The sequence below is a fragment of the Patescibacteria group bacterium genome (assembly GCA_028707495.1).
Lineage (GTDB): Bacteria > Patescibacteriota > Patescibacteriia > UBA2591 > JAQWAS01 > JAQWAS01.
This window is the reverse complement of the sequence record JAQWAS010000005.1, coordinates 52,801-70,322: the sequence shown is the minus strand read 5'-3', so window position 1 is coordinate 70,322 and position 17,522 is coordinate 52,801. Positions and strand designations below refer to the sequence as shown.

At 35.8% G+C, this 17,522-nt stretch carries 13 protein-coding genes, 3 tRNA genes and 1 rRNA gene; 11 read left to right on the top strand and 6 right to left on the bottom strand.

Annotated features, from left to right (window positions below; all coding sequences use genetic code 11):
* The first annotated feature begins 547 nt into the window (after positions 1-547).
* The 9 genes from PHS07_02735 (at position 548) to PHS07_02695 (ending at position 8,378) form a co-directional block, all read left to right on the top strand.
* On the top strand, positions 548-2,725 hold the full coding sequence (locus PHS07_02735; GenBank protein MDD4607225.1) for an N-6 DNA methylase: 2,178 nt from the start codon (positions 548-550) through the stop codon (positions 2,723-2,725).
* A 7-nt stretch (positions 2,726-2,732) separates the two neighbouring features.
* Positions 2,733-4,238 (top strand): restriction endonuclease subunit S, encoded by a 1,506-nt coding sequence (locus PHS07_02730; protein ID MDD4607224.1) that lies wholly within the window; start codon positions 2,733-2,735, stop codon positions 4,236-4,238.
* A 357-nt stretch (positions 4,239-4,595) separates the two neighbouring features.
* A complete protein-coding gene (locus PHS07_02725) occupies positions 4,596-5,336 on the top strand; it encodes a glucose 1-dehydrogenase (GenBank protein MDD4607223.1) in 741 nt (246 codons plus the stop codon).
* Positions 5,337-5,554: 218 nt separating this feature from the next.
* Positions 5,555-5,911: a hypothetical protein gene (locus tag PHS07_02720; GenBank protein ID MDD4607222.1), complete on the top strand. Its 357-nt coding sequence runs from the start codon at positions 5,555-5,557 to the stop codon at positions 5,909-5,911.
* A 140-nt stretch (positions 5,912-6,051) separates the two neighbouring features.
* Positions 6,052-6,255: a hypothetical protein gene (locus PHS07_02715; protein ID MDD4607221.1), complete on the top strand. Its 204-nt coding sequence runs from the start codon at positions 6,052-6,054 to the stop codon at positions 6,253-6,255.
* A gap of 91 nt (positions 6,256-6,346) precedes the next feature.
* Positions 6,347-6,853: a dihydrofolate reductase family protein gene (locus PHS07_02710; GenBank protein MDD4607220.1), complete on the top strand. Its 507-nt coding sequence runs from the start codon at positions 6,347-6,349 to the stop codon at positions 6,851-6,853.
* 4 nt (positions 6,854-6,857) lie between these two features.
* Entirely contained in the window at positions 6,858-7,085 is a 228-nt protein-coding gene (locus PHS07_02705) for a DUF1653 domain-containing protein (GenBank protein MDD4607219.1), read from the top strand.
* A gap of 54 nt (positions 7,086-7,139) precedes the next feature.
* The gene (locus PHS07_02700; protein MDD4607218.1) at positions 7,140-7,934 is read left to right on the top strand and encodes a TIGR00282 family metallophosphoesterase; all 795 of its coding nucleotides are present in this window, start codon (positions 7,140-7,142) and stop codon (positions 7,932-7,934) included.
* A 171-nt stretch (positions 7,935-8,105) separates the two neighbouring features.
* Complete coding sequence (locus PHS07_02695) at positions 8,106-8,378, top strand: HU family DNA-binding protein (protein MDD4607217.1); 273 nt, start codon at positions 8,106-8,108, stop codon at positions 8,376-8,378.
* 140 nt (positions 8,379-8,518) lie between these two features.
* Here PHS07_02695 and thyX read toward each other — a convergent pair whose 3' ends face one another.
* The 6 genes from thyX to PHS07_02665 form a co-directional block, all read right to left on the bottom strand.
* The gene (thyX, locus tag PHS07_02690; protein MDD4607216.1) at positions 8,519-9,133 is read right to left on the bottom strand and encodes an FAD-dependent thymidylate synthase; all 615 of its coding nucleotides are present in this window, start codon (positions 9,131-9,133) and stop codon (positions 8,519-8,521) included.
* Between the two features lie 175 nt (positions 9,134-9,308).
* Positions 9,309-9,384, bottom strand: a tRNA-Lys gene (locus PHS07_02685).
* Positions 9,385-9,550: 166 nt separating this feature from the next.
* Positions 9,551-9,622, bottom strand: a tRNA-Arg gene (locus tag PHS07_02680).
* 283 nt (positions 9,623-9,905) lie between these two features.
* A complete protein-coding gene (locus tag PHS07_02675; protein ID MDD4607215.1) occupies positions 9,906-10,373 on the bottom strand; it encodes a PH domain-containing protein in 468 nt (155 codons plus the stop codon).
* Between the two features lie 40 nt (positions 10,374-10,413).
* Positions 10,414-13,542 carry a lamin tail domain-containing protein gene (locus PHS07_02670; GenBank protein MDD4607214.1) on the bottom strand — a complete coding sequence of 1,043 codons (3,129 nt, stop codon included), beginning with the start codon at positions 13,540-13,542 and terminating at the stop codon, positions 10,414-10,416.
* Between the two features lie 72 nt (positions 13,543-13,614).
* Positions 13,615-13,974 carry a hypothetical protein gene (locus tag PHS07_02665; protein ID MDD4607213.1) on the bottom strand — a complete coding sequence of 120 codons (360 nt, stop codon included), beginning with the start codon at positions 13,972-13,974 and terminating at the stop codon, positions 13,615-13,617.
* A gap of 103 nt (positions 13,975-14,077) precedes the next feature.
* Here PHS07_02665 and PHS07_02660 point away from each other — a divergent pair.
* Both PHS07_02660 and PHS07_02655 read left to right on the top strand, forming a co-directional pair.
* Positions 14,078-14,161, top strand: a tRNA-Leu gene (locus tag PHS07_02660).
* A 329-nt stretch (positions 14,162-14,490) separates the two neighbouring features.
* Positions 14,491-17,456: ribosomal RNA gene (locus PHS07_02655) — 23S ribosomal RNA — on the top strand.
* Positions 17,457-17,522: the final 66 nt, after the last annotated feature.

The following is a 17,522-nucleotide window of genomic DNA, read 5'->3' as shown; positions in this document are numbered from 1 at the left end:
GCGTATGTTTTATTTGTTACATTAAATATCTATTTAATTGGCAATCCTTAATAAATAATAAGGAGTCTTGGCTTCGGGGCATTCACCCCCAGCCCCTCTGCCCCTACGCCAAGACAAAAATAAAATTTGTTCATTACAGAAAAGTGGTCTCGCTAAGACGAGACAACAAGAAAAGCATACATCATATAACACGGCATATCTGGTTACGGCTTTTATACAAAAGCCTCCACCCATATTTGCTCCCGCTACGCTACGGCAAACATCAGATATGCCGAAACGTTAGCTGAAATATTCCTTTTCTTTTTCGGGCTAACGCCCTAATTGTTTTTAAAAATTTTCAAATTTCTTTTTCATTAATTAAAGAGGGGTAATAAGGTGTTTTCTCCGCTCCGCTACGAAAACGATTTATTTATAAGGGGAAAAAATAGAGTATTTACTCCCAATAGTCGTAAATACAATTTATTAGAAATAAACCAACAGACAAGACTATTGTGAAGTTTCTGAAACTTTGTTATACTTAAATTAATAAACTATAAGAAATATTTATATGAGTAGTTTTCTATCCGCAAAAAATGAATTTGATACAAAGAATGGAAAAACAAAAATGCTTTCTAATTCTTTGGTAACTGTGGACGGAAAAATCTTAAAGGATATTTCGTTATCGGATAAAAAAGGTGGTAAAAACGAGGAATACTATAAGTGGCAATTCATCTATGCTTTAATCAATAGCGGTCTTTACAGCAAAGATTATATCGGGGCAGAAATTTATTTCCCAAAAGGAAATAAGAATTCAGCACCTATTAAAATTGACGCTTGTATATTTGATGACAAGGAATGGATAGAACACTACAAAAAATGGCGTGATAAAAAAGATGATGACGCGGTCGATTGGTTAAGACAGCACCTTCTTGCAATTGTTGAGTTTAAAAAATCAGACGGTAAAGATATAAAAAAAGTTTTTACTTCTCAAATCAGAGCGGAATTAAAAGAATCCGATCGAGATTATTGCCTTGGTTATTATTATGACACCGAGCGACTTTATATTTTTCAGAAAAAGAAAGATGCGATTTTACGTTACGATGAACAAAGAAACCAAAAAGGAGATAAAAGCGGGATAACTCAACTATCGCTAGACCTAACTGACAGTTATAAACTAATCCCTTCCTTTGAAGGATTAAAAAAGAGAATTGATACATCATCAGAAATAGACAGATCAACAAGAACCGTTGATGATCTTGACCCTATTACGGGCGCTTCAAGTTCACAGATAAGCCACGCTATTTCAGATATTTTAAAAACTTTAGACCGAGTTGGATTAAGAAATTCACGCGGTTACGAAATTTTAATTGAGATGATGGCTTTAAAAATTTTTGATGAGAAAAGGAGTGATGAATTTAAAAACACACAATCTACTAAAAAGTATTTGGAATTTTACCAAACAAATCCTGAAAAAGTGGCATTGAGTTTTTTCATTACTGATCAAGAAAGGCAATTTTTTAAGCTATCCGATGAAAATGTCCAGTCTTTTGTACAAAGAATTAAAACACTGTACACTGCTGCGCAAGAAAAATATAATATTATTCTTGAGCCAATTGATAACGCAACGATCGTCTGGAAAGACGAGAGTCATATTAGAGCAATAGCGAGCGTGGTAGAAAATTTACAAGATTATAGTTTTATAAATTCTGCGGATTCAGATCTGTATCAATTGGTTTTCTATAAATTTGCAAATGAATTCAGCAAAACTGACAAAGCTCAATTTATTACTCCACTAAAAATCATTGATTTTCTCGTCAAAGCTGTTAATCCTAAAAAATCAGAATCAATTATAGATCCGACTGTGGGTATAGCCGATTTTCTTTCAGTTAGTTTTGTTAACGCCCAAGGGGAGCTTGATGACAAAAATATCTATGGCGTAGATAATGATAGCCAAATGATAAAACTTGCACAGTTAAACATGCTTTTGAATGGCGACGGCAACGCAATATTAAAATACCAACCCGACAAAGGATCGCTCTTATATAAATTTGATACGCGCAAAGAACTGGTGGCACTCGACTATAAATTGCACCAAAAAGGTAATTGGGATAACTGGGTTGACGCAACCAAGTTGATGAAATTTGATATCGTCCTGACAAACCCTCCTTTCGGAGAAAATAGAAAATTTGAACCAAAAACAGAAACAGATAAAGCACTAGCGAATTTATACGAATTATGGGAAGACGCTCGTTCTGGCAGCTGGATTGATCCCGGATTATTATTTTTAGAAAATGCCTATCGAATTTTAAAAACAAACGGAAGAATGGGTTTTGTAGTATCAAACTCTATTGCCTCCATTGATCGATGGGAGGTTGCTCGACGATGGTTGTTAGAAAAAATGCGCATAGTAGGTCTTTTTGATTTGCCTCCGAATGTATTTGCGGAAACAGGAGTAAATACTACTTTAATAGTGGCATATAAACCGAGCGATAAAGAATTAGAGAAATTAAAAAAATCGGAATACGAAATTTTTGTTAAGGATATTCAAAAAATTGGATATGAAGTAAGAACAACAAAGAGGGTAAAATATTTCAAACCTATTTACAAAGTAGATGAAAATACTTTTGATCCAATTTTGACCGAAGAAGGTGAACAAATGCTTGATGAAGATTTTACAAAAACACTTACTGATTTTAAAAAATGGATTCTTAGCCAAGAAGAAACGCTAAAAAAATTGTTTATCTAATTTTATTATGGATTATGTAGATATACCACAAACAGTTAAAATCACAGATCTCTTTAATAAAAGAGCTGTTTTTTCTCCACATAATTATAAGCAAATCATTCTCGGCACCACTAATCATAAGAAAGTAAGAGATTTTCTCACAAAGAAACCAATAAAAGGAATAGAAGTGGGATCAGATGCATATATTACTCAATCCAATAAATATTTTATTCGTACCAAGGCTATACAAGAGGAGATCTTTATTCTAAATGATACTCCTGAAGGTATTATTCCGATTTTGCCAGAAAAGTTTAAAAACTATTCTCTAAAATCAGGAGACATTCTTATTTCAAAAGATTCAAATATTGGCGAAGCAATAATTCTTGAAAAAGATTATCCAAGCCACATGATGTCTGCTGGTATCTATAAATTACCCGTTGAAAAAGAAAAATACTATCTTTTCGCATTTCTAAAACATCCCTTTTTTAAACAACAATTAAATTTTTTAGTATCAAGAGGTGCCACCATAAAACATGCCAAAACATTGTTTCTTGATTGTTTTATCCCACTACCAAAACAAAAAAATGCTAATGATGTAATTAGTTTTATTGAAATAATAACAGAAAGTATTATAGAGAAAGAAAAATTGATAATAAAAAGAGAGGAAGAAATTTTTAAAAAAATTGATGATGAGCTTAAAAATAATCAGAAAAAAGACTTTGTTTATGAATTACCAAAAATAAAGGATATTAAACAAACCAGTAGAATTGACGGCGCTTTTTATTGTAAGGATTATAAAGAAAAGCAAGGCATGATTCTTAATTATTCACACGGATATGGAACCGTACAAGAATGGGGATATAAAGATCCGACAAGAGGTCAAAATTTACAGATATCAGCAATTGGACAAAGTATATACACCTATGAAAAAAAGGATAATTTTTACACACTGGTTAGACCAACTAATATTTCTGACTTTGGCACAGTCGCAAGGTTTGAATATCTAGGAAACCCTAAAAAATTATTAGCTATAAAAAAAGGAGATATAATATTTTCCGCTGAAGGCTCTATTGGAAAATGTATTATGTTTGCCGACCCAAGCGAACGGCTTTTAACAAATATTCACGGCATCGTCTTAAATAAAAAAGATCATAACGAAACCGAAAGCGCATTTGTGGCCTCTTTTCTACGATACCTTAGACATAAAGGAGTTTTAGATTATATTTCAGTCGGCGGACAAGGAGGAAGTCTAGCGAGTAAGTATTGGAATGAAATTAAAATCCCTTTTTTTCCGAAACCAAAAATTAAAGAAATCGCCTTATTATATTATTGTGGAGATTCTATTAAATTAAACAAACTTAGTATTAGTAATTTTGTTGCACAAAATGAATATCTGAATAAAACAAGTAGTATTTTGGGTCTTGATAAACAAATTAAAACTCTCAAAAATCAATTAAAAATATTGCTTGATAGAATTATCAATGGGCAAGAAGTAAAAATAGATTTTAATTTTTTTGACGAAGTATCAATATAAAATAACGAATTTTCGGTCGGGGCAATTCACCCCTTTAATTCCCCTCTTGCCCCTCCCTCAAACAGAAAAATGAGTTTTGAATTTTGGGCATTCACCCCTAACCCCTCTGCCCAAAATCCAAAACGGAAAAAGAAATTTTAAAATTTTTTAAAACAATCGACTATCGTCGGAAAAGAAAAGAGGAATACATCAGCTAACACGGCATATCTGGTTACGGCTTTTATACAAAAGCCTCCACCCATATTTGCCTCCGCTACGCTACGGCAAACATCAGATATGCCGAAACGTTAAATGAAATTCAAGCCCGAGCCTAAACGTAGGAAAAGTTATAAATATCAATCAATTAATCATGTCCATATGAAGCTAAAAAATAAAATCGCAATTATCACTGGTTCTAGTAAAGGTATTGGCAAATCTACCGCACTACTTTTCGCAAAAGAAGGCGCAAAAGTTATTGTTAATTATTTTTCCTCTGAAAAAAAGGCATTTGCTGTTGTTGATGAAATTAAAAAAATGGGTTCGGAAGCAATTGCGATAAAATGTGATATTTCCAAAGAAAATGAAGTTATAGCGATGATTAGTCAAGCCATAGAAACTTTTGGTAAAATTGACATTCTTGTAAATAACGCAGGCATTGTTTATGATGTTCCGCTTCTCGAAAGAAGTGTTGAACAATGGAAAAGGACATTGGATGTTAATTTGCTTGGAAATTTTCTTTGTAGTAAGTATGCTTCCGAACAAATGTTAAAAGGGACTGGCGGAAAAATAATTAACATATCTTCAACAAATGCGATAAACAGCTTTAGTCCCGACGCGATTGATTATGACGCCTCAAAGGCTGGCGTAATAACATTAACAAAAGATTTTGCAAAAGAGTTTGCTCCGAAGATTCAAGTTAATGCAATCGCTCCAGGCTGGGTTGATACTGACATGAATAAGGACTTACCCAAAGAATTTGTTGAAGATGAAACAAGGAAAATATATCTAAAAAGATTTGCGCTACCAGAAGAAATAGCAAAGGCAATTTTATTTTTTGCAAGTGATGATGCTAGCTATATTACTGGAAGTATCTTAGTGGTAGACGGTGGTCACGATTAGATGTTAAGCAACGAACGGCTCAGGCTTGAACATCGCACAACACGGCATATCTGGTTCAAGAATTTTTCATTTTTAATATTAATAAGGAGTAAAAAATTCTTTCACCCAAATTTGCCAAAACTAATTGATTTTTAAAGGAATTTTGGCAAACATCAGATATGCCGAAACGTTATCCAAAATGTCGCTCCCTATATTAATTCTCACAATAAACACCATCCATGCTCTCCAAAATAGTTAAAATTATTTTATTAATCATCGCCATTCTAATGTTTTTGTTTGGTTTATTTTCCGGAGCTGAAAGTTTTGGCGGTGGCATCAAAGGTGTGATTATGAATAGCCCGAATTCTCTACCGTGGTTAATTTTGTTGATTATAGTTTTAATCGGTTGGAAATATGAATTAATTGGTGGTATACTAATTAGTTCCATTGGTATAGCTACGATTTTTGCTTTTGATTTTTATACTGTTGAAAATCTACTTGGCTTATTTACTATTGCCCTACCGATTACTATTCTCGGTGGTCTGTTGATTTTAGGTTATTTTTTAAAAAAGAAAAAAAAGACAACAAGTGTGTAAAAGATAATAAATAACATATTTTATTTTAATAACAATTTTAATAGCTGTCGTTTCGACCAAACACCGCCTTTCGCGAAAAGCGGAACACATTTAAAAACCTCCGGAATCAAAAAAATCTTACGTCTTAAAAAATAAAATTTATGATAAAATTTACGACTCATGCCTGCGAACAAGTACTTAGATTTACGCAAGTAGACAAATGGAATGACTTATCTGAAGAAATAAAAATCCAGCTTAGTTTCAATATGGGAGTAATAGCTCTTGGATTAAGTCTAACCAAAGAAGAAGGTTTTTTAACATTAACAAACGCTCGCCAAGGGATTATTTCTATGCAAACATTTTGAGAGCATATAAAAACATTAATTAATTCTCACAAAATTCAAGTAGATAAAGCTCAAATTGCAAGAAAATTCTAAAAAATAATTTAATAACTTTATGAAAAAAATTCTTTATATGGCAATAAGCGTTAATGGAATGATTGCCAAAAAAAATGACGATACTAGTTGGATTTCTGAAACAGAATGGAATAGTTATAGTACCGCTGTTCGTAACGCAGGTTGTTTAATCGTAGGACATCGAACATACAACATACTTACAAAACAACCTGAATTTTCAGAATTCAAGGATGTGGAATTAGTTGCTGTTTCAAGCGAAAGCTTCACAACAATAGCAAATAATCATTACATTGCCAATTCACCGAAGGAAGCGCTAGACAAATTAAAAAAATTTGAAACAGTGATAATTGCTGGCGGCGGAATACTGAATTCATCATTTCTCAAGGAAGGTCTTATAGATGAATTATATTTAGATATTGAACCCATTGCTTTTGGAAAAGGAATAAATGTTTTTGAAAATGAAGATTTTGAAGCAAACTTAGAACTATTAGAAACAAAACAATTATCACCGAACGAAATTCAACTTCATTACAAAGTGATTAAATAATTCTATGCCCGAACTTAAACTTGGAAAATACAAACATTACAAAGGCAAACAATACGAAGTTATTGGACTTGCTAAACACAGCGAAACTCTTGAAAGTCTTGTGATTTATAAGGCACTTTATGATTCTGAAAAATTTGGCAAAAACGCTTTATGGGCTAGACCCCAATCAATGTTTTTTGATACAATAGAAATTAATGGACAAAAAATTCCACGTTTTGAATATATTGATTAGATTCATTTTTTAAATAAAAATTAATCCTAAAAACTTAATTCATAATTTTACCCCATGAAAATTCTCTTTTTCGGCGATATTGTCGGTAAAATCGGCCGACAAGCAATTAAAAAAACTTTGGCTGATTATAAAAAGAAGTACCAGCCTGATTTTATAATTGCCAATGGTGAAAACTTGGCTCATGGCAAGGGCGCCACTCAAAAAACCTTAGAAGAGATGCAACAGGCTGGCATTAATTTTTTTACATCTGGTAATCATATTTGGAAAAAAAATGAAATCTTGGATGTTTTTAAACAGGGTGATATTCCAATTATTCGTCCAGCTAACTATCCTGAAGGTGTGCCTGGTGAAGGGCATAAAATTGTTGAAGTTGGCGAATATAAAATTTTAGTTATTAATTTATTAGGTCGCGTTTTTATTCGTGAGGATCTCGATTGTCCGTTTAAAAAATTTGATGAAATTATTAAAATCAACAGTCGTAAAAAAATCCACGCTATTTTTGTGGATTTGCACGCCGAAGCTACATCTGAACATGTGGCTTTTGGTTTTTATGCTAATGGTCGCGCTTCCGCTGTAGTTGGCACTCATACACACGTTCCAACAGCTGACCAACAAATTTTAGACCAAGGCACGGCTTATGTAACTGACGTTGGTATGGTTGGCGGTCAAGATACAGTTTTGGGTGTGGCTAAAGAAGAAATTATTCAAACCTTTTTAACCCAAATGCCGTTTAGCCATCTAATTCCTGAAAAGGGACCGGCTGTTATTAATGCTGTATTAATTGAAATTGATCCTAAAACCAAAGAAGCTAAATCCATCCAACGGGTTGATAAAATTGTTAAAATTTAATATTATTAATTATTAATTATTTAAATCTTAAAAAATTTGTCTGAATCTAAATTATAAATTATTATTCGTTTAAAGCGGTTTAACATTAATCAACGTTGTCCGCCTGAGGCGGACTAATAATTTGTAACTAAATCAAAGATTTAGACAAATTATTAGAAAGGAGGTGAATTTATGAATAAAGGAGAACTTATAGAAGTTTTAGCTCAAAAAAACGATTTATCAAAAGCTCAAGCTGATAAAGTTTTAAATAGCTTAATTGATATTATTTCTGGTACTTTAAAATCTGGTGGCGAAGTCGCCATTACTGGCTTTGGTAATTTTAGTGCCAAAAAAAGAGCTGCTCGTCAGGGTGTTAATCCACGCACTGGTGAAAAAATTAAAATTGCAGCTATGAATGTTCCAAAATTCAAACCTGGTAAAGGTCTTAAGGATGCTATAAAATAATTTTATTTTGAATTTTGAATTAAAAAGCCCGTTCTCACCGAGAACGGGCTTTGGTGTTGAAAATGCCTCCAACTTAATAAAAAAGGCCCGAACGAATTTCCTCGTAAGGGCCTCGGCCGACAAAAGAGTAAATTAAAAACCTACTCTTCTGCGATGTCGTCGAAAATGATGGGAATAAGCCGTTTAAATTCCCGAAGGAGAGGGATAGCGATTTCCCGCATTTGTGGATGGGCTCGTTTTGAACAACGAAGTTTAAGGAAGTGCCTCCACTCGCGCAGATTGTAGGTGATGACAATCTCGGTTTTGAGGGAATTTGGTAAAACACTTCTTGCTTCTTGCGGAGTTGCACCCGCCTCGACCAAGGTGTTGTAGGCATATTCGCAAGCGCGCATTGCAGTTAGCCAAATTTGATACTTTTGGTCATTACCAACAAAGAAAAACGGCTCAATAAACTGAACCCCGAGCAACCCATAATTGCAGTAGCGTGTGGATTCCTGCGAGTACGAACCAATTCTGTGACGCACGATTTCGTGCGTTACGCCACGGTCACATATGACCCGAACCGTTATCTTCTCGTGTTCGATCACGGATTCATGACCGCTTGCAAGAATTGCGGCAACGAATTTACAGGCGGAATCCGGAGTGATTTTATCCTCGGACTTATAGCATGTCCGGCCATACCGCTCCAAATTCTCCAGAATCTCTTCGCCATTAATTTCATCTTCAATAAAAAAAGATGGTTTCCATATTTTCATTTTTCACCTCCTTATGGTGTTTTTAATTTAAATGTACAAATCAGATTTAAAAATTCCTTTAAAATCTTATATCAGCTGAATAATAAAGTCAAATCCTTACGTGTGGATAAAACAAAAAAAATCCCCAAGATGGATTCTGCGTTACGAGTTTTAAATTATGGGTTGCTAGTTATTTTGGTGCGCCCAGAGGGATTTGAACCCCCGACCGTCTCCTTAAGAGGGAGCTGCTCTACCAGCTGAGCTATGAGCGCATAAAATTAGAAATTAATTGTAGAAATTGAATTATAAGTTATAAGTTGTAAATTATTTTGGTACCCCCGGTAGGAATCTCAGTCAAAGACTGATCACCCTCTGGGTGAGAACCTACATTACTAAAATGTCCAATAACAAATAACGTCTCTGTGTCTATTATCTAAATACCCCCGGTAGGAATCGAACCTACATCAACGGTTCCGAAGACCGTTACTTTATCCATTAAGCTACGGGGGCCAAAGCTTATTTAGTTTAAAATAAAATAAAATCCATGTCAAGGATATAAATACTTCTAGTCCCAAACATTAGAATCTATTTTTAAAAATTACAAAATTAGCAATAAATACGCGGAATTCAAGTGACCAGTCTTACCATCTCCCATCCTTTTAAAGGAGGGGGTTAGGGGGTGGTTGTTTTAGTTTTAAAATTAAACAGAACCACCCCGGTCAGCCTCCGGCTGACCACCTCTCCTTGGTAAGGAGGGGATTTTATATCTAAAAGTTTATTATTAAATCAAAGTTTATTTCTGTCTTATCTCGTCTAATTTTTTCTTTTTTTCGTATGGCTGAGATATGTGCAACAAAACGATTTCTTTTTCATCTCCCCCGGCCGTATTAATAATTAAGTGTCCAGTCCCTGAAACTAATTTATCAAAAATGGGCTCTTTAACTTGGATGTCAGTAATTTTATTATAATCCACACTTTTTAATTGAGTTGACAGCCAGCCTTGATGAATTAAAACTCGTTGATCAGTAAAAGCATAAACATTGGCAACTTTTAAATACCAATTAAAATAAACTATACTGGCTATAATAATTAAAACTCCAAAATATAGCCACGACGTTATAATACCAACAATCACGCCGGCGATTAAACCAAATTTTCTAAAACCTTCGCCAATTGAAAATTGATAGATTATTTTTTCCTCATGGTGTAAAACTTTACGCCAAACTTTATAATTTTCATTTGTCTTTTCTTTTTTATTCATATCTTTAAGTATAGCAAATTTATATTTATTTTGGCTAGTCTTATTTTTTAATTATCTGTCGATGCCTTACGCCCAAAACGATTAAAGCTCCAATTAAAATTACAATTGTCGCAACTAAATATTGTAAAATATCTTTTTGTTGCGACGAATCTCCCACTTCAATCATTTTGGCTGCGTCGCCAGCTAAAAGATCTTGATTAAATTCAAAATCGCTATCATAACGAGGCAATAAACGATAACCGCTTGAAGTTTGACTCACGATTCCCGTGACCTTAACCATCATCCCTTCTGATAATTTTATTTTAGAAATATTAGCCGTGGATTTGATATATACTTTAATTTCATCACCACCATCATCTAAATAAAAAGTGTTGCCACGAACTTCAATTATCTCGCCGGTTACGGTGACTAAATTGCCCTCAAAACCATCACCAATTTGGCCAATTTCAATTTCATGCCCGAGGGGCGCCTCACTATGATCTAAAATTACAATATCTTCTTGGGAATTAATTTTAAGTCTCTTTTCCCCACCCGATTCAGATAAAGTTCCCACCACTTCAATATAATCTCCTAATTTTAAATCCGGAAAATCTTTTTTATAACAGTAAACTTGAATGCCACTCCCAGCTAAATAAAAAATTTGCGAACCCAATAAACCTGGCTCAACCGCCACCGTGCCTTGGGTTTTAATTTGGTCGCCTATTTCTTGAACTTTAACTTCTGACAATGGTAAAGTTAAAATTTGATTTTTATTTATAGTCGATTGGCTAGTTTTAACAATTGATTCTTGATTTAAAATATCAACTACATTGGCTGCTCCAGGCGTCATAACTCCACTCCAATACCACTGACCGTCATCAAATAAATTATATGATAAGCCTTCTTTTGAATCGACATAATCCACCCAACCCACGACTTGATTATCTTTGTCTAATAATCTAACCGAATCAACATCATTATTTAAAGCTAATTTTGACTCTGAACGTTGAATAACTAAATATTCGCCAGGTAAAATAATTTTATCTTCTTTGATTTGGTAAGGCCGACTGCCACCATCAGCCTGATCGTCTAAAGACCAACCGTTTAAATTTACTTCTACCAAACTCGTGTTATAAATTTCGATCCACTCATTTTCATCTGAACCTTCAGGATTAGGAATAAATTCGGTAATTATAATTTCTTGACTAAAATTAGCCATTGGCAAATCCGTAGTTAAAGCTAATTCCGCACTTAAACTTTCCATTGGCGTTTCTAATATCCCATCATCAATCTGAATTAAAAATTCAGCCTCATCAATATCATCTCTTTCGTCCGTCACTTGAAGTTTAATTTTAAATTCACCTGCCTGATTAAAAATATGTTTTATCACCATCCGATCATCTGTCAACCCTGATTCCAATGTCCAAAGATATTTTAATTTTTCGCCATCTGGATCATACGAATCACTCGCATCTAAAACCACCTCTTGATTAATTTCAGCTTGGCTCGGCATATTAATAACCGCTTTGGGAGATTGATTGGGTTGTTGAATAATATTCTCAGCGTTTGGTGTCGGTTTTAAAGTCCACCACCATTTGTCGTTTTCTAAGGAATAACTTTGGCCTTCGACAATTTTACCCTCATACTCAACTTGATCAATGACAGTTCCGTCCGGTTGTCGCAAATAAACACCATCACTTCCAGAATTATTTAAAGCAATTTTACTAACTTCACGATAAACGGTAAAAAACCCATTAGCCGATAAATCTAAATTTTCAAAGTCATCTTTTTTAAAAGTATAAACCCGAGAACTCTGATCTGTTAACTGCCAATTTTCTAAATTAATCGTATTGGCACTAACATTTTTTAATTCAATAAATTCCAATAAATTATCTGACCCTTCTGGGTTGGGTAAAATTTCATTAATAATTATACCGCGCGGATAATCAACAACAACCAAACTTTCATTTTGTGAAATTAAATTAGTCTTGCCTGGCGTGGGCGTTGTCGTTATGTTAAAATCATTCAAGTCATTATTTGTATCACACCCATCTCTAATCCTAGCAATTGAATTTGGATCAACCGCCTGGGGTGCATTGTCACTTAAATCACCGTCGTTATAACTACCATAGACTATTTGATCAATTAAAGAATTCTGAAATTTTAAGCGCACCACATCGCCACCGTTATTTAATGCAAAACTAAAATGTTCGTCTTTATTTAAAACTAAAAAAGATAGAGGTTCAATAATTAGCTCTTCTAAATCAACTGGTTTTTCAGTATTATCTTCAATTGTCCAGTCAGTCAAATCAATAGTTAAATTAGTTTTATTATATAATTCTATCCATTCGACTTCCTCGTCGGCAGGGTCAGCCACTAATTCATTAATAACCACGTCACCAGCGCGATAATTTTGACTAGGAATTAATATTTCAGGTAAAAAAATTTCATCATCATCATCATCACCACCACCACCACCATCATCATCATCATCGTCGTCATCATCATCATCGTCTGAATCTTCATTATTATCATCGCCTAAATCATCATTGTCGTCGTCTGGCAACGAAATTTCTCCTCCCGAATTTTGTGGTGATGGATCTTTAATAATAAAATCTATATTGTTATCGTTTGTATTATAACCAGCCATTTCACGTTCAATACTTTTTGTATTGCTTGGAATTTTGGCTGGAGCCGAACCCTTAAAGCAATTTGCGTTAGCACCAAAACCAACTAAATCAATAATTCCCAAATCAATTGGACAAGTTTCTGAAAGCTTAATTGTGTTATTTACTAAAACAACTTTACCAGCTGTTGCCGACATAGATATGGTTCCTATAACATCGGGTAAAGGAAGATCCAAGTTTCCCCCAGATCCTTGGTCTTGCTGAATAAGATAAAACTGCCCCGGCAATAAAACAAAATCTGTTAGTGGTGTTATTTGCCAATTAGATCCAGTTGCGCTTGCATATTGAATTGACCAGCCAGATAATGATACGGCCGTCTCCGTTGGGTTATAAAGTTCAATAAAATCATTTTTATAAATTGCACCACTATTTCCTCCCCCTCCATAAATTTCATTAATAACCACCTCTCCTGGACTGGCCGCCGAAACAAATTTAAAACTAAAGCAGAAACCACCCAAAATTAAGGTGGCGATAAAAAACATTTTAAAACTTTTACCAAACATAAAATTAAAATTTAAAATATTTATTCAAAAAAACTAAAGCCCGTTTTTAAAATTCCGGGCTTTAAATTTAGATTATTTTTTTTCAATATCCTCAACGTCCTTAGAATCAAACTTAGATTTAATTTCTTGCCATTTAGATTTTACTTCGGTTTCAACTTTTTCTTTTAGCTCTTCTGCCAAAACTTTTTTTTCTCCATACTCGCTTATTACCTTGGCTACAATTTGATCATATTTTTCTTTGTTAATTACTCGGCCAACCTTTTTAATTTCTTTCTCAACCATTTTGTTAATATCGCAACTTAGGCGACCAACATCATCTTTAATTTTTATTAAATCTTTACGTGTTTTATCATTAGATAAAAGTTTAGATCCCAAACCTACTACGGCTGCGGCTATGGCCGAAAAAATTAAAAACTTTTTACCATTTTTCATAGAATTATTTTTTTAAAAAATCTTATATATAAAAATTATAAATCAATTTTAATTAAATCACAATATTGACTTAGATCTTATTTTTATTTAAGATTAATTATATGCCGGAGTGGTGAAACTGGCAGACACGCTAGCCTTAGGAGCTAGTGGGAGCAATCCCGTGGAGGTTCAAGTCCTCTCTCCGGCATTTTAACTTTTTAAAACTAAAAGTTATCCACAATTAAATCACACTCTATATTGACACGGATCAAATTTTTGTTTAACATAAAGAGGAACTAAATTAAGCTAATTTATTAATTTTATTCAAATTAAATAAATGTATCAGGTTTCACAATTTAAACTCAAAATACCCAGCGGTTAATTTTTAAAGTTGATATTTTTGGTAACCGCTGATCGCGGTTATTTTTATTTACTACTTAAATCTAATTTGAGTTGTAAATAAAGATAATCTCAGATAGGACATTAACATTTTATACCAGTCAAAAAATTAATTATTAAATCTTCTGGATATAAAGCCGGAATTATAACTACGGCATGTGGTGGATACCTAGACATCAGAAGGCGATGAAGGACGTAGCAATCTGCGATAAGCTTCGGTGAGGTGATAAGCAACCTTTGACCCGGAGATTTCCGAATGGGGAAACCCAGCAAGGTCAACCCTTGTTATCCTAACTTTTAGTTAGGAAGCAAACCCGGGGAACTGAAACATCTTAGTACCCGGTGGAAAAGAAATCAATTGAGATTCCCTGAGTAGTGGCGAGCGAAACGGGATCAGCCTAAACTTTAGAGACTTCGATTATTTTTAATAATCATTAAGGATTGAGGTCCATATGTTTCTAGAGCGTTGTGAGTAAATAACGTTCTGTTCTCCTCAAAGAACAAGTAGAGCACTAAATGACTTCCCTAGTTGAATCCGTTGGAAAACGGAGCCATAGAAGGTGATAGCCCTGTAAAGCGAAAGGGGTTATTTCTCTACAGTTATTTTTCTCGAGTACCACGGAACTCGTGAAATTCTGTGGGAAACCGCCAGGACTATCTGGTAAGGCTAAATACTCTCTGATGATCGATAGTGAACTAGTACCGTGAGGGAAAGGTGAAAAGTAGGCCGATAAGGCCGATGAAATAGTCTTTGAAACCATATGCTTTCTAGGAGTCAGAGCTCCGATTTATCGGGGTGATGGCGTGCCTATTGAAGAATGAGCCAACGAGTTTATGTATGTTGCTGGTTTAAGCCCATTGTTTGGGCCTAGGCAAAGGGAAACCGAGTCCTAACCGGCGAAATTAATTTTTTAGTGATCTGTAAAGATCACTCAAGAATTAATAAGCAGCATGTATAAGACCCGAAGCCAGGTGAGCTAACCATGGCCAGGATGAACCCTGAGTAAAATCAGGGGAAGGTCCGAACCCACGTGCCGTGCAACACACGGGGATGAGCTGTGGTTAGAGGTGAAATGCCAATCGAACCTGGTAATAGCTGGTTCTCCTCGAAATAGCTTTAGGGCTAGCCTTTTGTATAACCTTAGGGGTAGAGCACTGAATGGAGCTGGGTGGATTTTTTCCTACCATTTCCAATCAAACTCCGAATACTAAGGTTTAAGCAAAAGAGTCAGACTATGGGGGCTAAGCTCCATCAGTCAAAAGGGAAACAGCCCAGACCTCAATCTAAGGTCCCTAAATTTGAACTAAGTACATCAAAGGCGGTGAAATGACACATACAACTAGGAGGTTGGCTTAGAAGCAGCCACCCTTTAAAGAAAGCGTAATAGCTCACTAGTCAAGTTGTCTTGCGCCGAAAATTATCGGGGTTTAAGTTCAATACCGAAGATGGGGATGTCTCGATTTATCGAGGCATGGTAGAGGAGCATTTTTAAGTCGTTGAAGTTTCAGCCGTGAGGCGGAATGGAGGCTTAAGAAGAGAGAATGTTGGCATGAGTAGCAAAAAGTTTGGCGAGAATCCAGACCACCGTAAGTCTAAGGTTTCCCGGGCAATGATTATCAGCCCTGGGTTAGGCGATCCTAAGGTAAACCCTAAACAATAGGGGTAGCCGATGGACCAGCAGGTTAATATTCCTGCCCTACCTTATATTTTTAAATTACTGACGCATTTCAGTGAGAAAGCGTGCTATGGCTATGTACGTTTCCCGCTTCGGCGGGATATTAGTGAAGCTTTCGAGCAGATCGAATTTTCGTGATGAGGTGCCAAGAAAAGGTAATTTAAGCTAAGTATAAGGTATTCGTACCGCAAACCGACACAGGTAGACGGGCATAAATGTGCCAAGGTGGACGAGAGAACCTTCGTTTAGGAACTCGGCAATTCAGTGGCCGTAACCTTGGGATAAGGCCTCCCATCTTCGTGATGGGTGCAACTAACGAGCTCAAGCGACTGTTTAGCAAAAACACAGGTCCCTGCTTAAAGCGTAAGCTGATGTATAGGGGCTGACGCCTGGCCAGTGTCAGAACGTTAAGGGGATGAGTGATCTTATCTTCGGATAAGTGAGCTTTGAACTGAAGCGCTGATGAACGCCGGCGGTAACTATAACCGTCCTATGGTAGCGAAATTCCTTGTCGGGTAAGTTCCGACCTGCACGAATGGCGTAACGATTTGAGCGCTGTCTCAACGAAGGACTCGGCGAAATTGCAATGCCAGTGAAGATGCTGGCTACTCGTGGCTGGACGAGAAGACCCCGTGAAGCTTTACTACAACTTGATATTGGGTTGATATTTCACATGTTCAGTGTAGGTGGGAGCCTGCCGTTTCGGTAGGCGACAATGAGACACCACCCTTGTGCTGTATTAATTCTAATTCCGATTAATCGGAAGACAGTATCTGGCGGGTAGTTTAACTGGGGCGGTTGCCTCCCAAAAAGTAACGGAGGCGTTTACAAAGGTTGGCTAGTTCCGGATGGAAATCGGAACGATAGTGTAAAGGCATAAGCCAGCTTTACTGCAAGACCTACAAGTCGAGCAGTTACGAAAGTAGAACTTAGTGAACCGACCGTGGCTCATAGGAGCGCGGAAGACCAACGGATAAAAGCTACTCCGGGGATAACAGGCTTATCTCTCCCGAGCGTCCACAGCGACGGGGAGGTTTGGCACCTCGATGTCGGCTCATCGCATCCTGGGGCTGAAGAAGGTCCCAAGGGTTCGGCTGTTCGCCGATTAAAGCGATACGCGAGCTGGGTTCAGAACGTCGTGAGACAGTTCGGTCTCCTATCCGCCACGAGCGTTGAAATCTGAGGAAACCCTTCCCTAGTACGAGAGGACCGGGAAGGACGAACCTCTAGTGTACCAGTTGTTCCACCAGGGGCATTGCTGGGTAGCTACGTTCGGCATGGATAAGTGCTGAAAGCATATAAGCGCGAAGCCAGTTTCAAGATTAGATTTCTTAGATACCTAGAAGATGACTAGGTTGATAGGCTCTAAGTGTAAGTGTGGCAACACATTTAGCTGAGGAGTACTAATATATCATTTTTAATTTCGGCTTTTTATTTAGAAGATTTGATAAAAATAGGTTAAATAAACCTGATGAATTGATTATGTCTCTATAA